The organism is Gallintestinimicrobium propionicum (assembly GCF_025567525.1).
Lineage (GTDB): Bacteria > Bacillota > Clostridia > Lachnospirales > Lachnospiraceae > Gallintestinimicrobium > Gallintestinimicrobium propionicum.
Map to the genome: position 1 here is coordinate 111,927 of NZ_JAOQJY010000005.1, position 20,852 is coordinate 132,778.

Here is a 20,852-nt window from a genome sequence, read left to right on the forward strand (position 1 = left end):
GCGGCGCGGCAAAAAAGAAAGAAATGGAGAGGAACATGTCTTTTTACCCAAAACTGATCGGGGCGGTCTGCGGTGTCTGTGCTGCGGGGGCTTTGATTTATGCGGGCGTCTCTGCCCTGGATAAGGCAGGCGTTTCTACGGACGGTATTCTGTCGTCCAAACCGACGCTGACGGTGTGGTATACCGAGGAAAAACTGGAGGATTATCTTTCCGCGATGGCGCTTGAATATCAGGATGCGACCGGCGTTCGTGTTGTTCCGGTTTTGAAAAGCGGTCTGGAATATCTCGAGGCAGTAAACGACGCTTCCATCGCAGAGGAATCGATGCCGGATGTTTACCTGATCAGCAATGACGGACTGGAAAAAGCGTACCTTGCCGGGCTGGCGGTAAATGTGAAGGATCAGAATGCTGTCCTGAATACCGAAAATTTCCCGCAGACTGCACTGGACGCTGTGACCTATCAGGGACATGCGGTTGCTTATCCGCTGTATTTTGAAACCAGCGCGCTTGTATACAACCAGACGTATCTGGAGCAGGCGGCGGCAGAGCTGGAAACGGACGAGATGTCCCTGATTCCGAAAACGATTGAAGATATCCGGAATTTTGCGGATGAGTACAACGCGCCGGAAACGGTAGAATCGGTTTTCCGATGGGATGTATCTGATTTTTTCTATAATTATTTCTTTGCAGGAAATTATATCACCGTTGGCGGAAGCTGCGGGGATGATTCGTCCCGGATCAACATCTATAATCAGGATGCGGTTTACGGGCTTGCGGCGTACCAGAAGCTGAGTCAGTTTTTCTCGATCGATGCGGAGACTTCGAGCTACGACCAGGTTGTGCAGGATTTTTTGGATGGAAAGCTGGTTTATACGATCGCGACCACCGATATTCTGGATCGGGTTGTGCAGGCGAAGGCAGACGGAAGCTTTGCGTGGGAATACGGCGTAGCGTCCCTGCCGGATATCAGTGAAACGGTTTGCTCCCGCGGTATTTCCGTGACCGGAAGCATTGTTGTAAACGGCTACGGCAAGCATCAGGACGAGGCGGATAATTTCGCAGCATGGCTTTGCACGGACAGCGCGGATAAGCTGTTTGACCGCAGTACCCTTGTGCCTGCCAAAAAGAGCGCAGCGCAGCAGACGGAGGAGATGGCAGCGTTCTGGCAGGAATACAGTCAGACGGTTCCGGTGCCGAAGCTGATGGCGACTGCGAACTTCTGGGTACAGATGGAGATCGCGGAGACGAAAATCTGGGAGGGAGAAAACGTTTCGGACGTTTTAAAAGACCTTTCGGAAAAAATAATGACACAGGTAACCGGCACGCAGTACGTGGAAGAAGAATATATCGAAGTGCCTACGGAGACTCAAATCGATTACGCCGAGAGCGAAGAAGAATAAGAACGTGTATAAAAATCCAACCATAACGCATACTGTATTTCATACCGGACGCTGTCAGGGCGGACGGAAGAAGGAGGCTTGCAGGATGGTTGGATTTTTGATTGCAGTTTTATCCGGGGTTCTGATGAGCGTGCAGGGCATTTTCAATACACAGGTCACAAAAGCGTCGAGCATCTGGTCTGCGAATGTGTTTGTGCAGGCGACGGCGCTGCTGTCGTGCCTGGCAGTTTGGCTTGCAGCGGACCGGTCGAATCTGTTTGCCGTGTTTAGGAGCGAGCCGAAGTATCTGCTGCTTGGCGGCGTACTCGGCGCCGGGATTACCTGGACGGTGATTAAGGCAATGGCGATGCTTGGGCCGGCAAGGGCGGTTCTGTTTATCGTGGTGGCGCAGATCGCGGCGGCGTACCTTGTGGAGCTGTTTGGGCTGTTCGGCGTTGAAAAAGCAGCGTGGGAGTGGAGAAAGGCGATCGGACTTGCTGTAGCGGCTGTCGGAATTGCCGTTTTTCAGTGGAAATAGCGCCCGGAATATGCTATCCTACCAGTAGTGAGAGGTCTGCAGAAGGAGCTGGATTTTGGTATCTGCAGCCATGAAATACAAGAGAGGATGTGTATTTGATTGTCTTATCAGACGTTATTTTTACAGCAGTCTTATCGGGACTGTACGAAACAGTATGAGGAAATTCTGCACAACCCGAACCTGCCGTTGTGGGATTATGTGGTGCTGACGGCTTCGAACGAGGCCCAGGCTCAGGCATATCGTGCGCAGATTTCCTACCGCTTAAAGCATCAGATGCTCCCGGAAAAGACACACTATGCGGTGCTGCCTGATCCGGACGGCAAGCGTGTCGGAAGCGGCGGCGCGACTTTAAATGTGCTGCGGTATATCCGGGAGCATGCGGCGGGTAAGCAGAGTCCGGCTGCTGTGCCGCATGGCGCAGTGCAGGGTGACGGCGCAGCAGAGAGCAGGCAGTTAGCGTCTGCGCAGCCCGGCGAAGCAGCTTGCCACGCCTTTGACGGCAAGCGTATTCTGGTCATCCATTCCGGCGGGGACAGTAAGCGCGTGCCCCAGTATTCTGCCTGCGGCAAGCTCTTTTCCCCCGTGCCGCGGATTCTTCCAAATGGCCGCAGATCGACGCTGTTCGACGAATTTATGATTGCCATGTGCGGCGTTGCGGCGCGGATGAACGCCGGAATGCTTGTCTGCTCCGGGGATGTGCTGCTGCTGTTTAACCCGCTGCAGATCGATTTTTACGGAAAAGGCGCAGCGGCGCTGTCGATCAAGGAACCTGCAGAAATCGGCAAAAACCACGGTGTATACAGACGGGACAGGGAAGGAAATGTCGGCGGATTTTTACATAAAAAGACCGTAGAGCAGCTGCACGAAATGGGTGCGGTGGACGAGCACGGGCATGTGGATATCGACACCGGTGCGGTTATGATGAGCGTAGACCTGCTCAATTCCCTTTACAGCCTGATCGACACAGAGGAAAAGTTTGCCGCCTGTGTCAACGAACAGGCGCGGCTTTCGTTTTATGCGGACTTTCTGTATCCACTGGCGTCGGATTCCACCCTGGAGCAGTATTATCAAGAGACGCCCGAGGGTGAGTTTACACCGGAGCTGAGAGCCTGCCGGGAAAAAATCTGGGCGGCGCTGCATCCCTATCAGATGAAGCTGATCCGGATGTCACCGGCGGCATTTATCCATTTTGGGACGACCCGGGAGCTGCTGCATCTGATGACGGAGGGGATGGAGCAATTTACGCATCTGGGCTGGCAGGCGCGGATCAACACCAACAGTCAGGAAAAAAGCTATGGGGCTGGAAACAGCTATATCAGTCTGCGCGCAAACGTTGGCGCGGGAAGCTATATCGAGGACAGCTATTTGCATCATGGTACGGTTGTCGGGGAGCGCTGCGTGATCTCCGGCGTGACGCTGGACGGACAGAGCGTTCCGGCGGATACGGTACTGCATGGGCTAAAGCTGCAGGACGGCAGGTTTGTTGTCCGGATGTACGGTGTATGCGACAATCCGAAGGAAGCGGCATTATTTGGAAAAAAGATCGGCGAACCGTTGTGGACGGCGGCAGTTTATCCGATTCGAAATACGATTCAGGAAGCAGTATCTGCGACACTGCGTGCATATGAAGATGGTTTTCCAACACTGGAAGACGGGATTTCTTTAAAAGACAGCTTCAACCAGGCGGATGTAACGGCGATTCTGCCCTGGCAGGATAAGCTGGAGGATAAGGTAAAAATCGAATCCCTGTTGGAGGCCATCGATAAAAAGGATAACCTCCATGAGGCGGTGAAGGTGTTCAACGGGGAGATCAATGCGCGCGTAATCCGGCAGCTTTGCGGTCTGGCGGAAAAGCTGGACGAACAGGAGCTGTTCGAATTTTCCCGGAAAATCCGGATTTATTATGCGTTGTCCTGTCTGACGAAGCAGGATAAGTATCTTGACCTGTGCCTGGATACGATCCGAAACGCGATTCTTGTCGGGGCGGTGGCAGGGCTTTCCTACGATCCGACGGCAAAAATGGAGCAGGAGGAAGTGGTGGTACGCCTGCCCGTGCGCGTCAACTGGGGCGGCGGCTGGAGCGATACGCCTCCATATTGCATGGAGCACGGCGGAACGGTGCTGAATGCGGCGGTGAAGCTGGATGGACAGAATCCTGTCGAGGCAGTTGTGAAAAAGATTCCGGGCAATCAGATCGTGCTGGCCAGCGCGGACAGCGGTGCAGAGCAGGCATTTTCTGAAATCAGTCAGCTGCAGGATTCCAGCAATCCTTACGATCCCTTTGCCCTGCATAAGGCGGCGTTGATCGCCTGCGGCATCATTCCGTACCGGGAGCAGATTTCTGTCGAAGAGGTGACGAAAAATCTCGGCAGCGGGCTCTATTTGTCCACACAGGTGATTCATATCCCGAGAGGCAGCGGCCTCGGTACGTCCTCGATTCTTGCGGGCGCATGTGTCAAGGCGATTTACCGGATGCTCGGAAAGGAGCTGTCCCAGGAGGAGCTGTACAACCGGGTCCTGTGCATGGAGCAGATTATGTCCACGGGCGGCGGCTGGCAGGACCAGGTGGGCGGGCTTGCGCCCGGAATCAAAATGGTGACCAGCGATGCAGCGATTGTACAGGAAATCGGCTGCAGTCCATGCAGCATCAGCACAGAGACGCTGCAGGAGTTAAACGAGCGATTCTGCCTGATTTATTCCGGACAGCGCAGGCTTGCAAGAAACCTGCTGCGCGATATTGTAAGCCGCTATGTGAGCGGTAACCCGGATACGGTGGAGGTGCTTTATGAGATCCAGCGGATAGCGGTTTTGATGCGCTTTGAGCTGGAAAAGGGAAATGTAGACGGCTTTGCACAGCTCCTGAACCAGCACTGGGAGCTTTCCAGACGGCTGGATGGCGGCTGTACCAATACCTGTATTGATATGATCTTTAGTTCCGTGGAGGATCTGATCGACGGAAAGATGATCTGCGGCGCAGGCGGCGGAGGCTTTTTACAGGTTATCCTGAAAAAAGGCGTGACTGCGGAACAGGTGCAGAAGCGTCTGAGAGAGGTATTCCAGGACAGCGGCGTGGAGGTATGGCGCTGCAGCCTGGTGTGATGACAGCGCGTGCGGCGAAAATACGGCGTAGCAGGCGCGCTGCTGCAGAATAAGTTTAAGGGGATATTCGATATGTTGAAGGGAATTTCACCACTGATTTCACCGGAGCTGTTAAAGGTTCTTGATGAAATGGGACACGGAGACGAGATCGTGCTGGCGGATGCGAACTTTCCGTCCAGCAGCATCGGACAACGGGTGATCCGGGCGGATGGAATCGGTACGGCAGAGCTTTTGGCGGCGATTTTGCCTTTGTTTCCGCTGGATCAGTACGATCCCGAGCATTTCGTCCTGATGGAGGTCGTGCCGGGAGATACGGTTGTACCGGTGATCTGGGAGGCTTATAAGGCTCTCCTGAACTATTATGAGCCGGACACAGAGGTGCATAAGATCGAGCGGTTTGCCTATTACGAGCGCGCCAAAAAGGCGTACTGCGTGGTAGCGACCGGAGAAAAAGCTCAGTATGCCAACATTATTTTGAAAAAAGGTGTTGTGAAGTAGGGGCTGGAAAAAGGTTGGCGGGGCAGGCAGATACATAAGAAAAAGATTCAAATATAATATTTTTATAAATACGATAAAATCTGTACATTATTACGATTTGCCTATATTAGAAAGGAGGAAGGTGAATGAGGCGAAAACATTATTTTGTATGGATGCTCACAACAGCGCTTACGGCTGCTTCGGTTATGCCGATGACGGTGTATGCACAGCCTGCTTTTGCAAGTGGCGGCGAAGTGAAGGTCGTAGAGGGAGATGTAAACGGAGAGCTGCAGGGAGGCGTGATGTCGCCGGGAGCCATGGCGATCGAAGGCTCTGATCTGAAGGTGAACGGAAACGTTTCGGGCGGTCTGGTTTCAGACGGTTCTACGGTAACCGTAAACGGAAATGTGACAGGAAACGGAATCGATACGGTTATTGCGAAAAAAGGGACTGTGACGGTAAACGGAACGGTAACAGCAACGGATTTAAGCGAGAAGACGGGTGTTCTGGCGTCAAACGGCAGCAACCTGACGGTCGGGGATACGGAGGTTGGCGGAAAAGAATCGACCGGCGTGATTGCAGAAAGCGGGTCGAAAGCGACAGCCGGAAATGTGAAAGTTTCCGGGGAGTACATGACAGGAACTTCGGCATACGGAGACAGCACGGTTCATGTAAAAGGTAACGTGACTGCGGATGGAAACGGTATGACGGGAGTAAGTGTACACGACGGAGATAAGTCATCGCTGATCGTGGATGGAGATGTGACTGCAACCGGTGAAAACTCGGTCGGCATTTATGGAGAAACCGGCATAATAAAAATCGGAGGCGATGTCTCAGGGAGAGAAGCGGTCATTACAAAAGGAAAGGCTGACGTAACGGTAGGCGGTTCCGTAAGCGAAACGCTTGTTGGCATTGTAGCGGGTGGAAACGCAGCGGTAAGCGTGAAAGGAGATGCAGGGACGAAGACCGGCGCCGGCATGTTTGCGCAAGAAAATGCAACGGTTACCGTCGATGGAAATGTGACAGGCGGAACGTTCTACGGAGAACTGGAGGACTTTGAAGACGTGTATCCCGCTATTATTGCAGGGACCGGCGCGACTGTCATCGTAAAAGGGACGGTATCGACAGCAGAAGGAAACGGTGTTGCCGTGGGCATCAATTGTAAGGATATCGGAAGCCAGAAGGGAACGTTGATCATTGAGAAAGCGAAAGCCGGCGGAGAGGCGAGCGCGATTTATGTGGATACAATCCCGGGCGTTTCACAGGAGTATATTCTGAACAGTCTGCCGGATATCGTGGTGGGAGAGCTGGCTGCAAAGAATGAAAATTTTATCTGGAACAGTTATGACAACGATCTGTATCAGAACAATCCGGAGGATGAAACAATCGGGGAGCTGAATGAAAAGATTTATGCTGCGATCCGGTATATGATCCGGTGGAACAATTCGGAGGGCGGCAGCTTTTCGGTAGACGGAACCTCCAAATACGGGGAGTATGATGTCGCGCAGGAAAATCAGGAGCTTGGGATTACGATTCAGATTGCAGAAGGGTACGAGCTGGAATCCATTTCCGGAGGAAAAGCACAGGTCCTTCAACGGCCAGATGGAACCTGGTCGGTGATCGTTCCGCGTGGCGGCGGTGTGAATCTGTCCGCAGTGCTGAGACGGATCATAAAGGAAGAAATGAAAAACAGCCGCGTTTCTAATCCGGGTGCTTCCGGTTCGGAAGAGCAGACGACAGTACAGAAAAGCTCCGGCTATGTCGAGTTCCAGAAAGCGGTGCGCAGACAGATCAAAAATGCAGCACCCGGAGCAGTTCTGGAAGTGGACGGAAAGAACTGGATGAGCTTTGACCGCAGCACGATGGAGGAGCTGAGCAAACGAAATGACCTGACGGTTGTTGTGCGTTTTCGGTATCTTGGAAAGCGTTGGAGAGTAGTAGTTCCGGCTGGCTATGCGGTGCAGACGCTGCTGAATCAGGAGGGATACACTGGATTTTTATACCTGAGCGCAGTTTTCGGTGCAGTGCCGGAAGAAGCATAATGGATGGAAAAAGTCGCCCAGGGCGGCAGCTGCCACCGTCCTGCGGCGGTTTGTGGAGATCGTCATCGACCCGCAGACCGCAAGGGAATTGGCACAGAAGAACAGCGGGAAACAATAGAATGCACGCTCTGTGAGCATTCTATTGTCATGAATAAAAATAAGTAAAAAAGAGCTCCTGTTGGAATCATACCACGAAAGCAAGTGTGGTTTCCAACAGGAGCTTTTTGCTCGATAGGAAATAGATGCTATTTTTAGTTCCAGATATGCGCTGTAAGCGCGTTAGTTTGCATTTCCATCATCGACAGGGACATTGTCGGCTGCGCTGCCGTCGGAAGACGGTGCAGCTGCGGCAGACTGTGTCTGGACAGAGGTTTGTGCGGCATTTAACTGATTGATCTGTGCGTTGAGGCTGTCGATGCGGCTCTGTGCCTCGTCAACAGCGCTCTGTGCAGCCGCTTTTGCATTGTCATCGGCAGCCGCTGCAAGCGCTTGATCTGCAATCGCCTTATCCTCTACTGCGGTCTGGAGCTGCTGCTGCAGGCTTACGAGCAGAGCTTCGTACTGTGCAGAGTTGCTGCGCAGCTGAAGCTCGAGCCGTTCCTGCTCGATGATCTGATCTGCACCGGGGGTTGTCATGAAGACGGAGCTGTGCTCGCAGACCCTCTGGGAATCCTCGGAGGTCACCTGACCGGTCAGGATACGTTCGTTTTCCGGAAGCATTTCCAGAGTACCCTCTGTTGCAAAGGGGCAGGCATCTGCTGCGGGAAGACCGCTGTAGGCGCAGACACTACCCTGATAGTGTACGTCACAGGTTTCGGTCGGAACCGTATCTGCAGCAAAATATTCTGTCTTTAAGGTTTCACCGCAGAGTGCGGTCGGCAGCTTACCAGACTGCGCGCAGACAGTCTGAGCGACGATATCGGCAGGCTGGGAGAAGGATTTGTTTTCCAGACCTTCATGCACCTGACTCATGACTGCTTTCCAGAGCTTCTTTGCAAGGCTTCGTTCTTCGCCCTTGCGCAGCTTTGTGTTGTTGTCATAACCTGTCCAGGTCGTACAGGTGTAGTACGGTGTGTAGCCGGAGAACCAGATATCGTTATAATCGGACGTCGTACCGGTTTTACCGGCGATGGACATGCCGCCGAAGTTGACAGCAGTACCGGTACCGGAGGTGACAACATCCTGCATTGCGCTCGTTAAGAGGAATGCGGTGGAGGGCTTGATGACCTGCGTACCCTCGGTGCTGGTGTTATCCAAAATAACGTTGCCGTCGTGATCTTTTACAATCGTATACAGCTTGGGCCTGATATACTGCCCGCCGTTTGCGATGGTGGCATAGGAGGCGTTTAATTCGATGTTTTTTACACCATATGTGATACCTCCAAGGGCGAGGGCCTGCTGGACGTCGGAGAAAATCTTGCCGTTTTTCTCTACGCCGTCTACCAGCGTGGTAAAGCCGAATTTCTGTAAATATTCATAGCCCAGACGGGGGGTGATTTGCGTCAGGACCTTTACCGTAACGATATTTAAGGAGTCCCGGATACCATCCCGCAGGGAACAGATGCCGCGGTAGCCGCTGGAATACCAGTTGGATACCGGTCTGCCATTGTCATAGTTGAAGGGACCGTCGACCTCGACATCCGCGAGAGTCATGCCGGCGCTGTCCAGAGCGGGCGCATAGGTGGAGACGATCTTAAAGGTGGAACCCGGCTGACGAACCGCATCGGTGGAGCGGTTCAGGGTCAGGTTTCCTTCCTTGGTGCCGCGGCCGCCGATCATGGCAACGACATAGCCCGTGGACTGATCCTCGATCGTTAAGGAAATCTGGGGCTGGGGCGACAGGGTGATGGATTCGCCGATAATTTCCGCACTGTCGGGAATCGTAGCAGCCTTATAAGCCTCGATCGCTTCATTCGCCTCTTCCTGAGAGCTGTACAGGAGGTTGAAGTTTTTGTCGCCGTTTTCCTGATAATAGGATTTGTACTTTTCCGAGCTGATGTTGACGATGCCGCCTTCCTCCTCAGAATCAGGATCGCGGTAGGTCAGCTGGTAGCTTAACAGCCAGCGCGTGCCGTCCGGATAGAGGGATTCGTCAGAAGCAACGGAGTCACAGATCGCCTGAATATCGGGATCCATGGCGGAGAAAATGCTCAGACCGCCGGAATAAACCATGACGTAAGCCTGGGTTTCGGTATAGCCGGCTGCGATCAGGTCTTCGGTTACGGCTTCTTTGACTGCATCCGCATAGTAAGAGTCTACGGAAGAATCTCCGCCGACTTCGAGGTTGGCGGTCTGGATTCTGCGGTATAAGCTGTCAGTATCCGCTTCCGCCTCATCGTACTGCGCCTGTGTGATATAGCCCTGCTCAAGCATGTTGGTCAGCACCTTTTCACGGCGATCCTGGTTTTTGTCAGGATGGGTCAGCGGATTATACTTGGACGGGTTCTGGGTGATTCCGGCGATGGTCGCGCATTCGGAAAGGCTTAACTCCCAGACGTTTTTGTTGAAATAACGCTTGGAGGCAGCCTGTACGCCCAGCGTGTTCTGTCCCAGGTTGATCGTGTTCATGTATTGTTCCAGGATCTTGGATTTGTCGTTGGTATCTTTTTCCAGCTGAATCGCAAGATACTGCTCCTGAACTTTTCGCTTGATTCGTTCGCCCAGCGTCTTTTCCTGAGTCCAGGTCGTCAGGACGGTATTTTTGATCAGCTGCTGGGTGATGGTGCTGGCACCCTCCTGCCGTTTGAAGCCGGTCTTTACAGCGGTTACGCCGGCACGGAGAATCCCCATGATGTCGATACCGTTGTGCTGGTAAAAACGCTCATCCTCGATGGCGACAAAGGCGTTTGCCAGATCGGTGGGAATCTGATCCATCGTAACGGGGACACGGTTGGAGTCCTCGGCGATCAGCTTCGCCATCTGGTTTCCCTTGCTGTCATAAATAAAGGAAGAGTATCGGGTGGGAGTTGCATCCTCCAGTGTGATGGTAGGTGCAGAATCTATAATCCCCTTGAAAACCCCCAGTCCGGCGCAGATGCCGATAATCCCGATTGCAATGACGCATAAAAGCAGCACCTTGGAAAAGGTGAGCAGGCATTTGCGTCCGAGCTTCGAAGATGTGGACTGGAGTGCTTTCTTTTTCTGTTTTACACTCTTTTTGCCATAATTCATGCAATGAAACCTCCTTGGTTTTGGACATTACCTCCCCTGATTATAGCAAAATCGGGCAGGTAAATAAAGGTTTTTCTGCCATATTAAGATATTGTTCACAAAAAGAAATGCTGTTATACTGGTTGGGAAGCGGGAAACGCCTGTCAGGGGACAGATGAGAAACCGCAGGGCAGCTGTAGAATGGAGAATTTTTATGGAAGAAAAAGAAACGGTCAGGGAGCCTTACCGGATGGTGCTGGAGGGCGGTCAGGCAGAGCTGGTGGAAAAAAAATCGCGCTTTATCGCAAACGTCCGTCCGGTCGAATCCGAAGCAGAGGCGGTTGCGTTTATTGATGAGATGAAGAAAAAATACTGGGACGCCCGGCATAATTGCTCGGCGTTTGTCATCGGCACGAAAGCGGAGCTGACGCGCTGCAGCGACGATGGCGAGCCCTCCGGGACGGCGGGACGTCCGATGCTGGAGGTGCTTTTAGGCGAGGGCGTAAGAAACGTCGCAGTCGTTGTGACACGGTATTTCGGCGGCGTGCTGCTGGGCACCGGCGGACTGGTGCGCGCCTATTCCGGCGCAGTAAAAGAAGGAATTGCCGCGTCCAAAATCGGGACGATGCGTTACGGCGTCCGTTTAAAAATCTACACAGACTATAATGGAATCGGAAGGATTCAGTACATCCTGCGCCAAAACGGTCTGGAAGCGGAGGACACGGTTTACACGGATCAGGTGGAGCTGACGGTGCTGCTTGCGGCAGAGTGTGTGCCCGGATTGAAAAAAGTAATTATAGAGGCAACCGCAGCGAAGGCTGGCATCGAAGAGGTGGAGAAGCTGTATTTCGTGGCACCGGATGCGTAAACAGTTGGGCGGCTGAACATAGTTGTAATAGAAATGGAGAATTGGGATGAAATTGATTTCATGGAATGTGAATGGGCTTCGCGCCTGTATGACAAAGGGCTTTATGGATTTTTTCAACGAGGCGGACGCCGATATTTTCTGTTTGCAGGAGACGAAGCTTCAGGCGGGGCAGATCGAGATGAAGCTGCCGGGCTATGAACAGTTCTGGAATTATGCGGAGAAAAAGGGCTATTCCGGGACGGCGATTTTTACAAAGCAGAAACCTCTGTCGGTCGCATACGGCATCGGAATTGAGGAACACGATCACGAGGGCAGAGTAATCACGCTGGAATACCCGGACTATTATGTGGTTACAGTGTATACACCCAATTCCCAGGACGGTCTGGCTCGGCTGGATTATCGGATGAAATGGGAGGACGACTTTTTCGCGTATTTGAAGAAGCTGGAAGAGAACAAGCCGGTGATTTTCTGCGGAGATTTGAATGTTGCGCACAAGGAGATTGATTTAAAGAACCCGAAAACCAACCGTAAAAACGCGGGCTTTACGGATGAAGAGCGCGCAAAGATGACAAAGCTGCAGGAGAATGGCTTTATCGATACGTTCCGGTATTTTTATCCGGATCAGGAGGGCATCTATTCCTGGTGGTCGTACCGCTTCCAGGCGCGCAGCAAAAATGCTGGATGGAGAATTGATTATTTTATGACGTCAGAAAGTTTGAAAGACAGACTGGAGGATGCGAAGATCGACACAACGGTTCTGGGATCGGATCACTGCCCGGTGGAGCTGATTTTGAAGGATTAAAAAATTTCTGCTGGGGATAAAAATATGAAAAATTTTGGAATCAGTTGATATTCCAGGATGTTTTGTGTATAATATAAATACCAAGAGAAAACTCTCTTCCTGGAAACAGGACACGAAGCATAAGGTGTTTGCTTCCGTTGCACTGGCAACGTTAAAACTTTGCATTTACTCTTCAGCCAGAGAATAATAAGGTCGGACGGGTGAAAGGCTCGTAAAGTGGTGGCAAAGCACCGGAACGAAACCAGTTTTGCAGGTAAAATGGAGAAACCTTTGTATCAAAGGTTTCTCTTTTACGTTAAGGAGAATAATGAAATACGGCATAAAAAACGAAAAAATATTGACGTCGGAAGAGGTGTTGGCGATCCTGCATCGCAGTGCCGTCCGATATTCCGAATATGCTGATACGACACTGCTATTTCTGTTTCGGGAAAAGAAAACGGAAGGTTATAATTTTTATGAGGTCAGATTTGGAAAGCATAATTTCATGCACCTGGCGGGAATGAAAAGTGAAATGTTCAATGCGGTCGAATTTTATGAAGCATGTCTGAATGGAATGGTGACACAAAAGGCATGCACTCCGCGGAGAGACAGGAAAACGATGTATTCCAAGCTGGCTGTTTTGGAGCAGATGTTGGATTTACGAAACAGCAAATGTTATAAAATTGGAGAAAAAGATTTAGTAACACGCGAGAATGATTTTGAAATGGCTACCGGAAATGCGAACGGAGTCATTGGGTATGATGCGCGCATAAAAATAAAAGGAAGCGATAAAGTGGACAGAGCCAAAGCGGCGATTCCGACCACTTTACTGAACGCTCCGATCACAGCATATTGCTCCAGACCAGACAAGATTATGTTTATTCTGCAAAAATCAGATAGGGAAAATACATATAGCAGATTGTTTTATGAAATCAAAAAAGGGCTGTTTCAAACCGAAAAGGAAAGAATTAAGGAACAGTTAAAGATAGATTTATAGTAGTAAAAAAGGAACTTTTAGAAATAGCGCCCTAAAAATAGAACCTTTCAAATTTCCTTATGGAAATTTGAAAGTAGCGCAAAAAAGGGAACCCACCATGAGGTTCCCTTTTTTGCGCTACTTGTTCTGGATTGCAGCACGCTTGCGCATGGTGTGATCCAGGATTTTTTTACGGATTCTGAGAGACTTGGGAGTTACCTCCAGAAGCTCGTCTGTGTCGATGAAGTCCAGTGCCTGCTCCAGGCTTAAAATGCGCGGAGGGGAAAGGCGCAGGGCATCGTCGGCGCTGGAAGAACGGGTGTTAGTCAGCTTCTTGGTCTTGCAGACATTGACTTCGATGTCTTCACTGCGACCGGTCTGACCGATAACCATTCCGGCGTAAACCTTTTCACCGGCTCCGATAAACAGTGTGCCGCGCTCCTGTGCATTGAACAGACCGTAGGTGATGGCATCGCCTGCCTCGAATGCGATCAGGGAGCCCTGCTTGCGGTACTGGATATCGCCCTTGTAAGGCGCATAGCTGTCAAATATAGCGTTCATGATACCGTTGCCCTTGGTGTCGGTCATGAACTCACCACGGTAGCCGATCAGACCGCGGGAAGGAATCATGAATTCCAGGCGGGTCGTGCCGCTGTGGCCGGGGGTCATGTTGACCAGTTCGCCCTTTCTCTGACCGAGCTTTTCGATAACGTTTCCGGCAAACTCTTCCGGAACATCGATATATACCTGTTCCATAGGCTCGAGCTTGTGCCCCTTTTCATCATAATGGTACAGAACTTCCGCCTTGCTGACTGCAAACTCATAGCCCTCACGGCGCATGTTCTCGATCAGGACGGACAGATGCAGCTCGCCGCGTCCGGATACCTTAAAGCTATCGGTGGAATCTGTTTCTTCCACGCGAAGGGAAACGTCAGTATTTAATTCGCGGAACAGACGCTCTCTCAAATGACGGCTGGTGATGAATTTTCCTTCTTTGCCGGCAAGGGGAGAGTCGTTTACCATGAAGTACATTGCAATGGTAGGCTCGGAAATTTTCTGGAACGGAATTGCGTTGGGCGCATCGGGAGAGCAGAGCGTGTCTCCGATGTGCAGGTCTGCAATACCGGAAATTGCAACGATGGAGCCGATACCCGCCTCGCGGACTTCTACTTTATTCAAACCGTCAAACTCATAAAGCTTGCTGACCTTTACGCGCTTGGTGGAGTCGGGATCGTGATGGTTGACGATGACAACCTCCTGATTGACGGAAACCTTGCCATTATCCACTTTGCCGACGCCGATTCTGCCGACGTATTCGTTGTAGTCAATGGTACTGATCAACAGCTGCAGACCAGCATCCGGGTCGCCCTCAGGAGCAGGGATGTAGTCCAGGATCGTGTCGAACAGAGGCTTCATATCCTTATTCTTAACGGTCAGGTTCGTCGTCGCACTGCCGTTTTTCGCGGATGCGTAAACAAAGGGGCAATCCAGCTGCTCGTCAGTAGCATCCAGCTCTAAGAACAGCTCCAGAACTTCATCCTGTACTTCCAGCGGACGCGCTTCGGGACGGTCGCACTTGTTGATGCAGACGATAACGGGAAGCTGCAGCTCCAGAGCCTTGCGCAGAACGAAACGGGTCTGCGGCATGGGACCTTCGAATGCGTCTACAACGAGGATAACGCCGTTTACCATTTTCAGGACACGTTCTACCTCGCCGCCGAAATCGGCATGTCCGGGAGTGTCGATGATATTGATCTTTGTGCCGTTGTAGGTAACGGCTGTATTTTTAGAAAGGATGGTGATACCGCGTTCGCGCTCAATGGCATTGGAGTCCATCACGCGTTCTGCCACTTCCTGATTGGCACGGAACACACCGCTTTGTTTTAACAGCTCATCAACCAGCGTGGTTTTGCCGTGATCGACATGGGCGATAATGGCAACGTTTCTCACGTCTTCTCTTTTCTGTCTCATTTTTTCCTCACATTCCGCCGCCAAAGCGGCTTGTACTGCGGCATTCCGGCCGCGTATTTCATCATTTCCGGGTTTAAACGGTACAAGTATAGCACCGCTTTTTTTCTGATGCAACCATTAAAACGCCCAAAGAGCTGTTTTTCGACACAAAAATAAGGAAAAAACTGCCGGAAGCGGGTGCAGATGTCGGGAAAAGGAGAATTGTGCGCCTCCGTATATTCATAAATTAGGAAGAAACCCCATAAAATGGAATTACATGACAGGAAAAAATTCTTGTAACAAGAAGGGAGAACTTTAAAATGACAGATAAGGTAATTGAAAACAACCAGGCAGCAGTAATGGGCAAAATTATCAGCGGATTTACGTTTAGCCATGAGATTTTCGGTGAAGGCTTTTACATGATGGATGTGGAAGTCGCGCGGCTGAGCGAATCCTATGATATCATCCCGGTTATGGTATCGGAGCGCCTGATCGACGTGGATGCGAATTACGAGGGGGAATATGTAAGCATTTACGGACAGTTCCGTTCGTATAACCGCCATGAAGAACGCAGGAATAAGCTGATTTTATCTGTGTTTGCAAGGGAGATCACATTCGTGGATGAGTTGGAGGAAAGTGCGCGGACAAACCAGATTTATCTGGACGGTTATATCTGTAAGGAGCCGGTTTACCGTAAGACGCCGCTGGGGCGGGAGATCGCGGATGTGCTGCTGGCGGTCAACAGACCTTACGGAAAATCGGATTACATTCCCTGCATCTGTTGGGGCAGGAATGCCAGATATGCAGGCAGCTTTGAGGTTGGCGCCCATTGTGCGGTATGGGGACGGATCCAGAGCCGGGAATATATGAAAAAGCTTTCCGAGGATCAGCTGGAAAAGCGTATCGCTTATGAGGTATCAGTCAGCAAGCTGGAGCGGATGGACTGATATAGTTGCAGATTAGGGTAAGGTATGCTAAAATATCGACATCATATGATATATCTGCGGCATCAAATGTTTACGAAAAGACAAATCGGGAAAGGAATTCCGACTATGGGCAGAGTTCAGATTTTTACAGGGGACGGCTATGGAAAAACGATGGCGGCACTCGGGGAAGCGTTGATTGCTGCCGCATCCGGCAAACGTGTAGTAGTGATTCAGTTTTTGAAGGGGAGAGGCCTGACGGATTCTACATTTGAGCGGCAGCTGGAACCGGAGATCAAAATCTTCCGGTTTGAGAAATCGGATGCTGACTTTTTATCTCTTCCGGAAGATAAACAGAGGGAAGAAGCACAGAATATTCGAAATGGTATCTGCTTTGCGAGAAAGGTGCTGACCACTGGTCAATGCGACCTGTTGGTACTGGATGAGGTGCTGGGGCTTGTGGACTGCGGGATCGTGCAGGAGCAGGAGTTGAGAGAACTGATCTTTCTGCGCGGTGCAGATACGGATGTGACATTGACTGGAATTCGGATGTGTGACAGCCTTTTGGGAATCGCTGACCATGTATCTGATATCGAACAAATTAAATAAAAACAGACCCGCGCTGGATGGAGCTTCTCTACAGCGCGGGTTTTGTTTTTCCCTGTTGATTGACAGTCAAGGCGCAGGGTGCTATGATAATTCTATATAAAATCTGTTAGAAAGCAAGGCGGCCGGACGGCTCGCAAGGAGGTTTATATGGCAATTTTTGAAGGTGCCGGAGTAGCGATTATCACCCCGTTTCATACGGATGGTTCGATTGATTATGATAAATTTGGCGAAGTGATTGAACAGCAGATCGCAAATCAGACAGACGCGATCATTGTGTGCGGCACAACCGGTGAATCTGCGACGATGACGCATGAGGAGCATCTGGATGTGATCCGCTATTGTGTGGAGAAGGTGGCACATCGGATTCCTGTTGTGGCAGGAACCGGCTCTAACTGCACGGAGACGGCGGTTTATCTTTCCCAGGAAGCGGAGAAGATCGGTGCAGACGGGCTGCTTGTTGTAACTCCTTACTACAATAAAGCGACTCAGAATGGTCTGTATCAGCATTTTAAGATGGTTGCGGATTCTGTAAAGCTGCCGATCCTGTTATATAACGTTCCGTCCCGCACCGGTACGACGCTGCAGCCGGAGACGATCGTGCGCCTGTGCAGAGATGTGGAAAATATCGTCGGTGTCAAGGATGCAACGGGGAATATCAGCCAGACAGCTCATCTCATGAGCATCGCAGATGGCTGTGTGGATCTCTATTCCGGTGAGGATGCGATTATTGTTCCGATGCTTTCTCTGGGAGCAAAGGGCGTGATTTCTGTTTTGTCAAATGTTGCGCCGCAGGAAACACACCAGATCTGTAGCCTTTATTTTGAAGGAAAGGTAAAAGAAAGCTGTGAGTTGCAATTAAAGGCAGTTCCCCTTGTAGAAGCGCTTTTCTGTGAAGTGAATCCGATCCCGGTCAAGAAGGCGATGCAGTTAAAGGGCATGTGCACCGGAACCCTGCGGATGCCGCTGACAGAGATGGAAGAGGCAGATGCGGCAAGACTGGAACGTGAAATGAAAAAATTTGGTGTATTATAAGGGCTTTTTGACAGGCCGGGACATAAAGTGCTCCGGTCTGTTTTACATTTCAGGATTGCGAGGGTTACAGCAGAGCAATCCACAGAGAAAAAATCCAGGTTCAGAACAAGGAGGATAACATGGTCAGAGTAATTATGCACGGCTGCAATGGCCGCATGGGACAGGTCATTACGGAGATGATCGCAAAGGAAGCAGAGATGGAGATCGTTGCGGGGGTGGATGTGAGTGATTCTGTCCATAATACCTATCCGGTATTTAAAACCCTGAAGGACTGCGATGTAGAAGCGGACGTTGTGATCGATTTTGCAAATGCAAAAGCAGTGGACGGGCTGCTGGATACCTGCGTCGCAAAAAGTCTTCCCTGTGTTTTATGTACGACCGGACTTTCGGAAGAACAGCTTGCGCATGTCAAAGAGGCTTCCGGCAAGGTTGCGATCCTGCGCTCTGCAAATATGTCCATGGGCATCAACCTTTTGATGAAGCTGTTAAAGGATGCGGTTCCGGTGCTGGCAGCGGCTGGCTATGATATGGAAATCGTGGAAAAGCATCATAACCAGAAGCTGGATGCTCCCAGCGGCACGGCGATTGCGCTGGCGGACGTCATGAATCAGGCGGCTGGCGGCGATTACGAATATGTTTACGACAGATCGACCCGCAGGGAGAAGCGCCCGGAAAAGGAAATCGGTATTTCTGCAGTGCGCGGCGGGACGATTGTCGGCGACCATGACGTGATTTTTGCAGGTCAGGATGAGGTCATTACCTTTTCCCATATGGCATATTCCAGAAAGCTGTTTGCGACAGGCGCAGTTTCTGCGGCAAAGTTCCTGGCAGGTAAGCCTGCAGGTATGTACGATATGAGCCGCGTGATCGAGGGAAAATAAGACAGAAAGCAACTGTTGACGGTGAAACCGGGGGAGCCGCCAGGCGGCAGATAGAGAGGGTATATGGATAATAATTTTGAGTACAGGGTTTATTTGAAAAGCTTGTCGAAGCAGTTTCCGACCATTGCGGACGCTGCGACGGAGATTATCAACCTGCAGGCGATTTTGAGTCTGCCCAAAGGCACGGAGCATTTTCTGACAGATATTCACGGAGAATACGAGCAGTTTAACCATGTGTTGAAAAACGGCTCCGGATCCGTGCGCAGAAAGATCGACGAGGAGTTCGGCAACACGCTGAGTGTCAAGGACAAAAGAAGCCTTGCGACGCTGATTTATTATCCTCAGGAAAAGCTGGAGCTGGTCTGTCAGGAGGAAGAGGATCAGGATGTGCTGGAGGATTGGTTCAAGATCACGATTCACCGGCTGGTGCAGATGACCAAACGCGTTTCTTCCAAATATACCCGCTCCAAGGTGCGCAAGGCGCTGCCCCACGATTTTTCCTATGTCATCGAAGAGCTGATTACCGAAAAAGAAGAAATTCAGGACAAAGAGCTTTACTATAACGAAATTATCAATACGATTATCCGGATCGGCAGGGCACCGGAATGTATTATCGCACTCTGCAATCTGATTCAGCGCCTTGTCATCGACCACCTGCATATCGTCGGCGATATCTATGACCGCGGCAAGGGACCTCATGTCATCATGGATACCCTGAGTGCATATCATTCTGTGGATATCCAGTGGGGAAATCACGATATTGTGTGGATGGGTGCAGCCAGCGGGCAGACGGCATGTATGGCGACGGTACTGCGGATTTCCGCTCGTTACGGCAATCTGGACACGCTGGAAGAGGGCTATGGTATTAACCTGATCCCCCTGGCGACCTTTGCACTAAAGACCTATGAAAATTCGGACTGCAGCGTATTTTCCATCAAATACGGGGCAGATTACGATGTCAAGGACTTAAAGCTCGACATGATGATGCACAAGGCGATCGCCATCATTCAGTTCAAGCTGGAGGGACAGCTGATCCTGGCACATCCGGAATATCACATGGATGACCGGCTGCTGCTGGATAAGATCGACTTTGAAAAAGGAACTGTCCGCATCGGAGATAAGGAATATGAAATGCTGGATTCTGATTTCCCGACTGTCGATCCGAAGGATCCGTATCGTCTGACGGCAGAGGAGGAGCAGGTAGTAGAGCGCCTGCGGCATGCCTTTGTTCATTGCGAGAAGCTCCAGAAGCATGTGCGCTTCCTGTTTGCCAAGGGCAGCATGTATAAGATCTTTAATTCCAATCTGCTCTATCATGGCTGTGTGCCGATGGACGAGGACGGAAATTTCGAACAGATCAATGTGTACGGCAAGCTCTGCAGCGGCAAAAAGCTTTACGAGGTGCTGGAAACCTATGCCCGCAAGGGATATTACTCTCAGGATAAGGAAGAACGCAGAAAAGGGCGTGATACCCTCTGGTATATCTGGGCGGGTCCGAAGTCTCCGGTATTCGGCAAGGATAAAATGGCGACCTTTGAACGATATTTCATCGCAGATAAGGAAACACATAAGGAAACGAAAAACGCTTATTATCGCCTGTATGATAACGAGGAGATTTTAAATAAGATCCTGCGGGAATTTGGACTGGATGAGCATCGTTCCCATATTATTAACGGTCATGTTCCGGTGGAGATCAAGCGTGGGGAGACGCCGATCAAATGTAACGGAAAGTTACTGATTATCGATGGCGGCTTTTCCAAGGCTTATCAGGGAAAAACTGGAATCGCAGGCTATACCCTTGTTGCCAATTCTCACGGCATGAATCTGGTGGAGCACAGGCCCTTCGTTTCCGCAGAGGATGCGATCCGAAACGAAACGGACATGGTATCGGACAATATCCTGATCGAAACGGCAAAACGAAGAATTCTTGTGGCAGATACGGATATCGGACGCGAGCTAAAGGAGAGTATCGGGCATCTGGAAAAGCTTCTGAACGCTTATCGGGATGGTATTCTGATCGAAAAAGGAATCTGACCGGACAGACGCCATATCGTCCGGGTGTTTGGTGGACTTTTCGCTCTGACAGGAGGAAGCCTGCAGAATGATGCCTGTAAGCAGCAACAGGAGGATGGGACGGATGGGATAAT

Annotated in this window: 16 protein-coding genes; 14 read left to right on the top strand and 2 right to left on the bottom strand. The window is 51.0% G+C overall.

Annotation, left to right across the window (positions count from 1 at the left end; all coding sequences use genetic code 11):
* The first annotated feature begins 23 nt into the window (after positions 1-23).
* From OCV62_RS05535 to OCV62_RS05560, 6 genes are all read left to right on the top strand, one after another.
* Complete coding sequence (locus OCV62_RS05535; protein WP_262585532.1) at positions 24-1,400, top strand: sugar ABC transporter substrate-binding protein; 1,377 nt, start codon at positions 24-26, stop codon at positions 1,398-1,400.
* 85 nt (positions 1,401-1,485) lie between these two features.
* Complete coding sequence (locus tag OCV62_RS05540; protein WP_021916373.1) at positions 1,486-1,917, top strand: DMT family transporter; 432 nt, start codon at positions 1,486-1,488, stop codon at positions 1,915-1,917.
* Positions 1,918-2,016: 99 nt separating this feature from the next.
* Positions 2,017-5,016, top strand: coding sequence for a fucose pyrophosphorylase domain-containing protein (locus OCV62_RS05545; protein ID WP_262585533.1), 3,000 nt, complete (start codon positions 2,017-2,019; stop codon positions 5,014-5,016).
* 72 nt (positions 5,017-5,088) lie between these two features.
* Positions 5,089-5,514: an L-fucose mutarotase gene (gene fucU / locus OCV62_RS05550; RefSeq protein ID WP_021916371.1), complete on the top strand. Its 426-nt coding sequence runs from the start codon at positions 5,089-5,091 to the stop codon at positions 5,512-5,514.
* 125 nt (positions 5,515-5,639) lie between these two features.
* Positions 5,640-7,535 (top strand): autotransporter outer membrane beta-barrel domain-containing protein, encoded by a 1,896-nt coding sequence (locus OCV62_RS05555; protein ID WP_262585534.1) that lies wholly within the window; start codon positions 5,640-5,642, stop codon positions 7,533-7,535.
* A gap of 3 nt (positions 7,536-7,538) precedes the next feature.
* Positions 7,539-7,700 (top strand): hypothetical protein, encoded by a 162-nt coding sequence (locus tag OCV62_RS05560; protein WP_262585535.1) that lies wholly within the window; start codon positions 7,539-7,541, stop codon positions 7,698-7,700.
* A gap of 114 nt (positions 7,701-7,814) precedes the next feature.
* Here the strand turns inward: OCV62_RS05560 and OCV62_RS05565 are convergent, their stop codons facing one another.
* On the bottom strand, positions 7,815-10,706 hold the full coding sequence (locus OCV62_RS05565; RefSeq protein WP_262585536.1) for a transglycosylase domain-containing protein: 2,892 nt from the start codon (positions 10,704-10,706) through the stop codon (positions 7,815-7,817).
* Between the two features lie 193 nt (positions 10,707-10,899).
* Between OCV62_RS05565 and OCV62_RS05570 the strand changes: the two genes are divergently transcribed.
* The 3 genes from OCV62_RS05570 (at position 10,900) to OCV62_RS05580 (ending at position 13,331) form a co-directional block, all read left to right on the top strand.
* Positions 10,900-11,553: a YigZ family protein gene (locus OCV62_RS05570; RefSeq protein ID WP_262585537.1), complete on the top strand. Its 654-nt coding sequence runs from the start codon at positions 10,900-10,902 to the stop codon at positions 11,551-11,553.
* Between the two features lie 46 nt (positions 11,554-11,599).
* A complete protein-coding gene (locus OCV62_RS05575; RefSeq protein ID WP_262585538.1) occupies positions 11,600-12,355 on the top strand; it encodes an exodeoxyribonuclease III in 756 nt (251 codons plus the stop codon).
* Positions 12,356-12,662: 307 nt separating this feature from the next.
* Positions 12,663-13,331: a PBECR4 domain-containing protein gene (locus OCV62_RS05580; RefSeq protein ID WP_021916366.1), complete on the top strand. Its 669-nt coding sequence runs from the start codon at positions 12,663-12,665 to the stop codon at positions 13,329-13,331.
* Positions 13,332-13,448: 117 nt separating this feature from the next.
* Here the strand turns inward: OCV62_RS05580 and typA are convergent, their stop codons facing one another.
* On the bottom strand, positions 13,449-15,281 hold the full coding sequence (gene typA, locus OCV62_RS05585; RefSeq protein WP_021916365.1) for a translational GTPase TypA: 1,833 nt from the start codon (positions 15,279-15,281) through the stop codon (positions 13,449-13,451).
* Positions 15,282-15,580: 299 nt separating this feature from the next.
* Here typA and OCV62_RS05590 point away from each other — a divergent pair, with 299 nt between their 5' ends.
* From OCV62_RS05590 to OCV62_RS05610, 5 genes are all read left to right on the top strand, one after another.
* Positions 15,581-16,207, top strand: coding sequence for a single-stranded DNA-binding protein (locus OCV62_RS05590; RefSeq protein WP_117961044.1), 627 nt, complete (start codon positions 15,581-15,583; stop codon positions 16,205-16,207).
* 66 nt (positions 16,208-16,273) lie between these two features.
* Positions 16,274-16,792 (top strand): cob(I)yrinic acid a,c-diamide adenosyltransferase, encoded by a 519-nt coding sequence (locus OCV62_RS05595; protein WP_262585539.1) that lies wholly within the window; start codon positions 16,274-16,276, stop codon positions 16,790-16,792.
* 147 nt (positions 16,793-16,939) lie between these two features.
* Entirely contained in the window at positions 16,940-17,824 is an 885-nt protein-coding gene (gene dapA, locus OCV62_RS05600; RefSeq protein ID WP_021916363.1) for a 4-hydroxy-tetrahydrodipicolinate synthase, read from the top strand.
* 119 nt (positions 17,825-17,943) lie between these two features.
* Positions 17,944-18,705: a 4-hydroxy-tetrahydrodipicolinate reductase gene (dapB, locus tag OCV62_RS05605; protein ID WP_262585540.1), complete on the top strand. Its 762-nt coding sequence runs from the start codon at positions 17,944-17,946 to the stop codon at positions 18,703-18,705.
* 63 nt (positions 18,706-18,768) lie between these two features.
* Positions 18,769-20,739: a fructose-bisphosphatase class III gene (locus OCV62_RS05610; protein ID WP_021916361.1), complete on the top strand. Its 1,971-nt coding sequence runs from the start codon at positions 18,769-18,771 to the stop codon at positions 20,737-20,739.
* Positions 20,740-20,852 lie beyond the last annotated feature (113 nt).

What these genes read in the sequence shown, in the direction of transcription:
- OCV62_RS05540 (WP_021916373.1), top strand. Translation starts at nt 1,486, where the DNA reads ATGGTTGGATTTTTGATTGCAGTTTTATCCGGGGTTCTGATGAGCGTG.
- OCV62_RS05560 (WP_262585535.1), top strand. Translation starts at nt 7,539, where the DNA reads ATGGAAAAAGTCGCCCAGGGCGGCAGCTGCCACCGTCCTGCGGCGGTT.
- OCV62_RS05595 (WP_262585539.1), top strand. Translation starts at nt 16,274, where the DNA reads ATGTTTACGAAAAGACAAATCGGGAAAGGAATTCCGACTATGGGCAGA.
- fucU (WP_021916371.1), top strand. Translation starts at nt 5,089, where the DNA reads ATGTTGAAGGGAATTTCACCACTGATTTCACCGGAGCTGTTAAAGGTT.
- OCV62_RS05590 (WP_117961044.1), top strand. Translation starts at nt 15,581, where the DNA reads ATGACAGATAAGGTAATTGAAAACAACCAGGCAGCAGTAATGGGCAAA.
- typA (WP_021916365.1), bottom strand. Translation starts at nt 15,281, where the DNA reads ATGAGACAGAAAAGAGAAGACGTGAGAAACGTTGCCATTATCGCCCAT.
- OCV62_RS05610 (WP_021916361.1), top strand. Translation starts at nt 18,769, where the DNA reads ATGGATAATAATTTTGAGTACAGGGTTTATTTGAAAAGCTTGTCGAAG.
- dapA (WP_021916363.1), top strand. Translation starts at nt 16,940, where the DNA reads ATGGCAATTTTTGAAGGTGCCGGAGTAGCGATTATCACCCCGTTTCAT.
- dapB (WP_262585540.1), top strand. Translation starts at nt 17,944, where the DNA reads ATGGTCAGAGTAATTATGCACGGCTGCAATGGCCGCATGGGACAGGTC.
- OCV62_RS05535 (WP_262585532.1), top strand. Translation starts at nt 24, where the DNA reads ATGGAGAGGAACATGTCTTTTTACCCAAAACTGATCGGGGCGGTCTGC.
- OCV62_RS05575 (WP_262585538.1), top strand. Translation starts at nt 11,600, where the DNA reads ATGAAATTGATTTCATGGAATGTGAATGGGCTTCGCGCCTGTATGACA.
- OCV62_RS05565 (WP_262585536.1), bottom strand. Translation starts at nt 10,706, where the DNA reads ATGAATTATGGCAAAAAGAGTGTAAAACAGAAAAAGAAAGCACTCCAG.
- OCV62_RS05580 (WP_021916366.1), top strand. Translation starts at nt 12,663, where the DNA reads ATGAAATACGGCATAAAAAACGAAAAAATATTGACGTCGGAAGAGGTG.
- OCV62_RS05555 (WP_262585534.1), top strand. Translation starts at nt 5,640, where the DNA reads ATGAGGCGAAAACATTATTTTGTATGGATGCTCACAACAGCGCTTACG.
- OCV62_RS05570 (WP_262585537.1), top strand. Translation starts at nt 10,900, where the DNA reads ATGGAAGAAAAAGAAACGGTCAGGGAGCCTTACCGGATGGTGCTGGAG.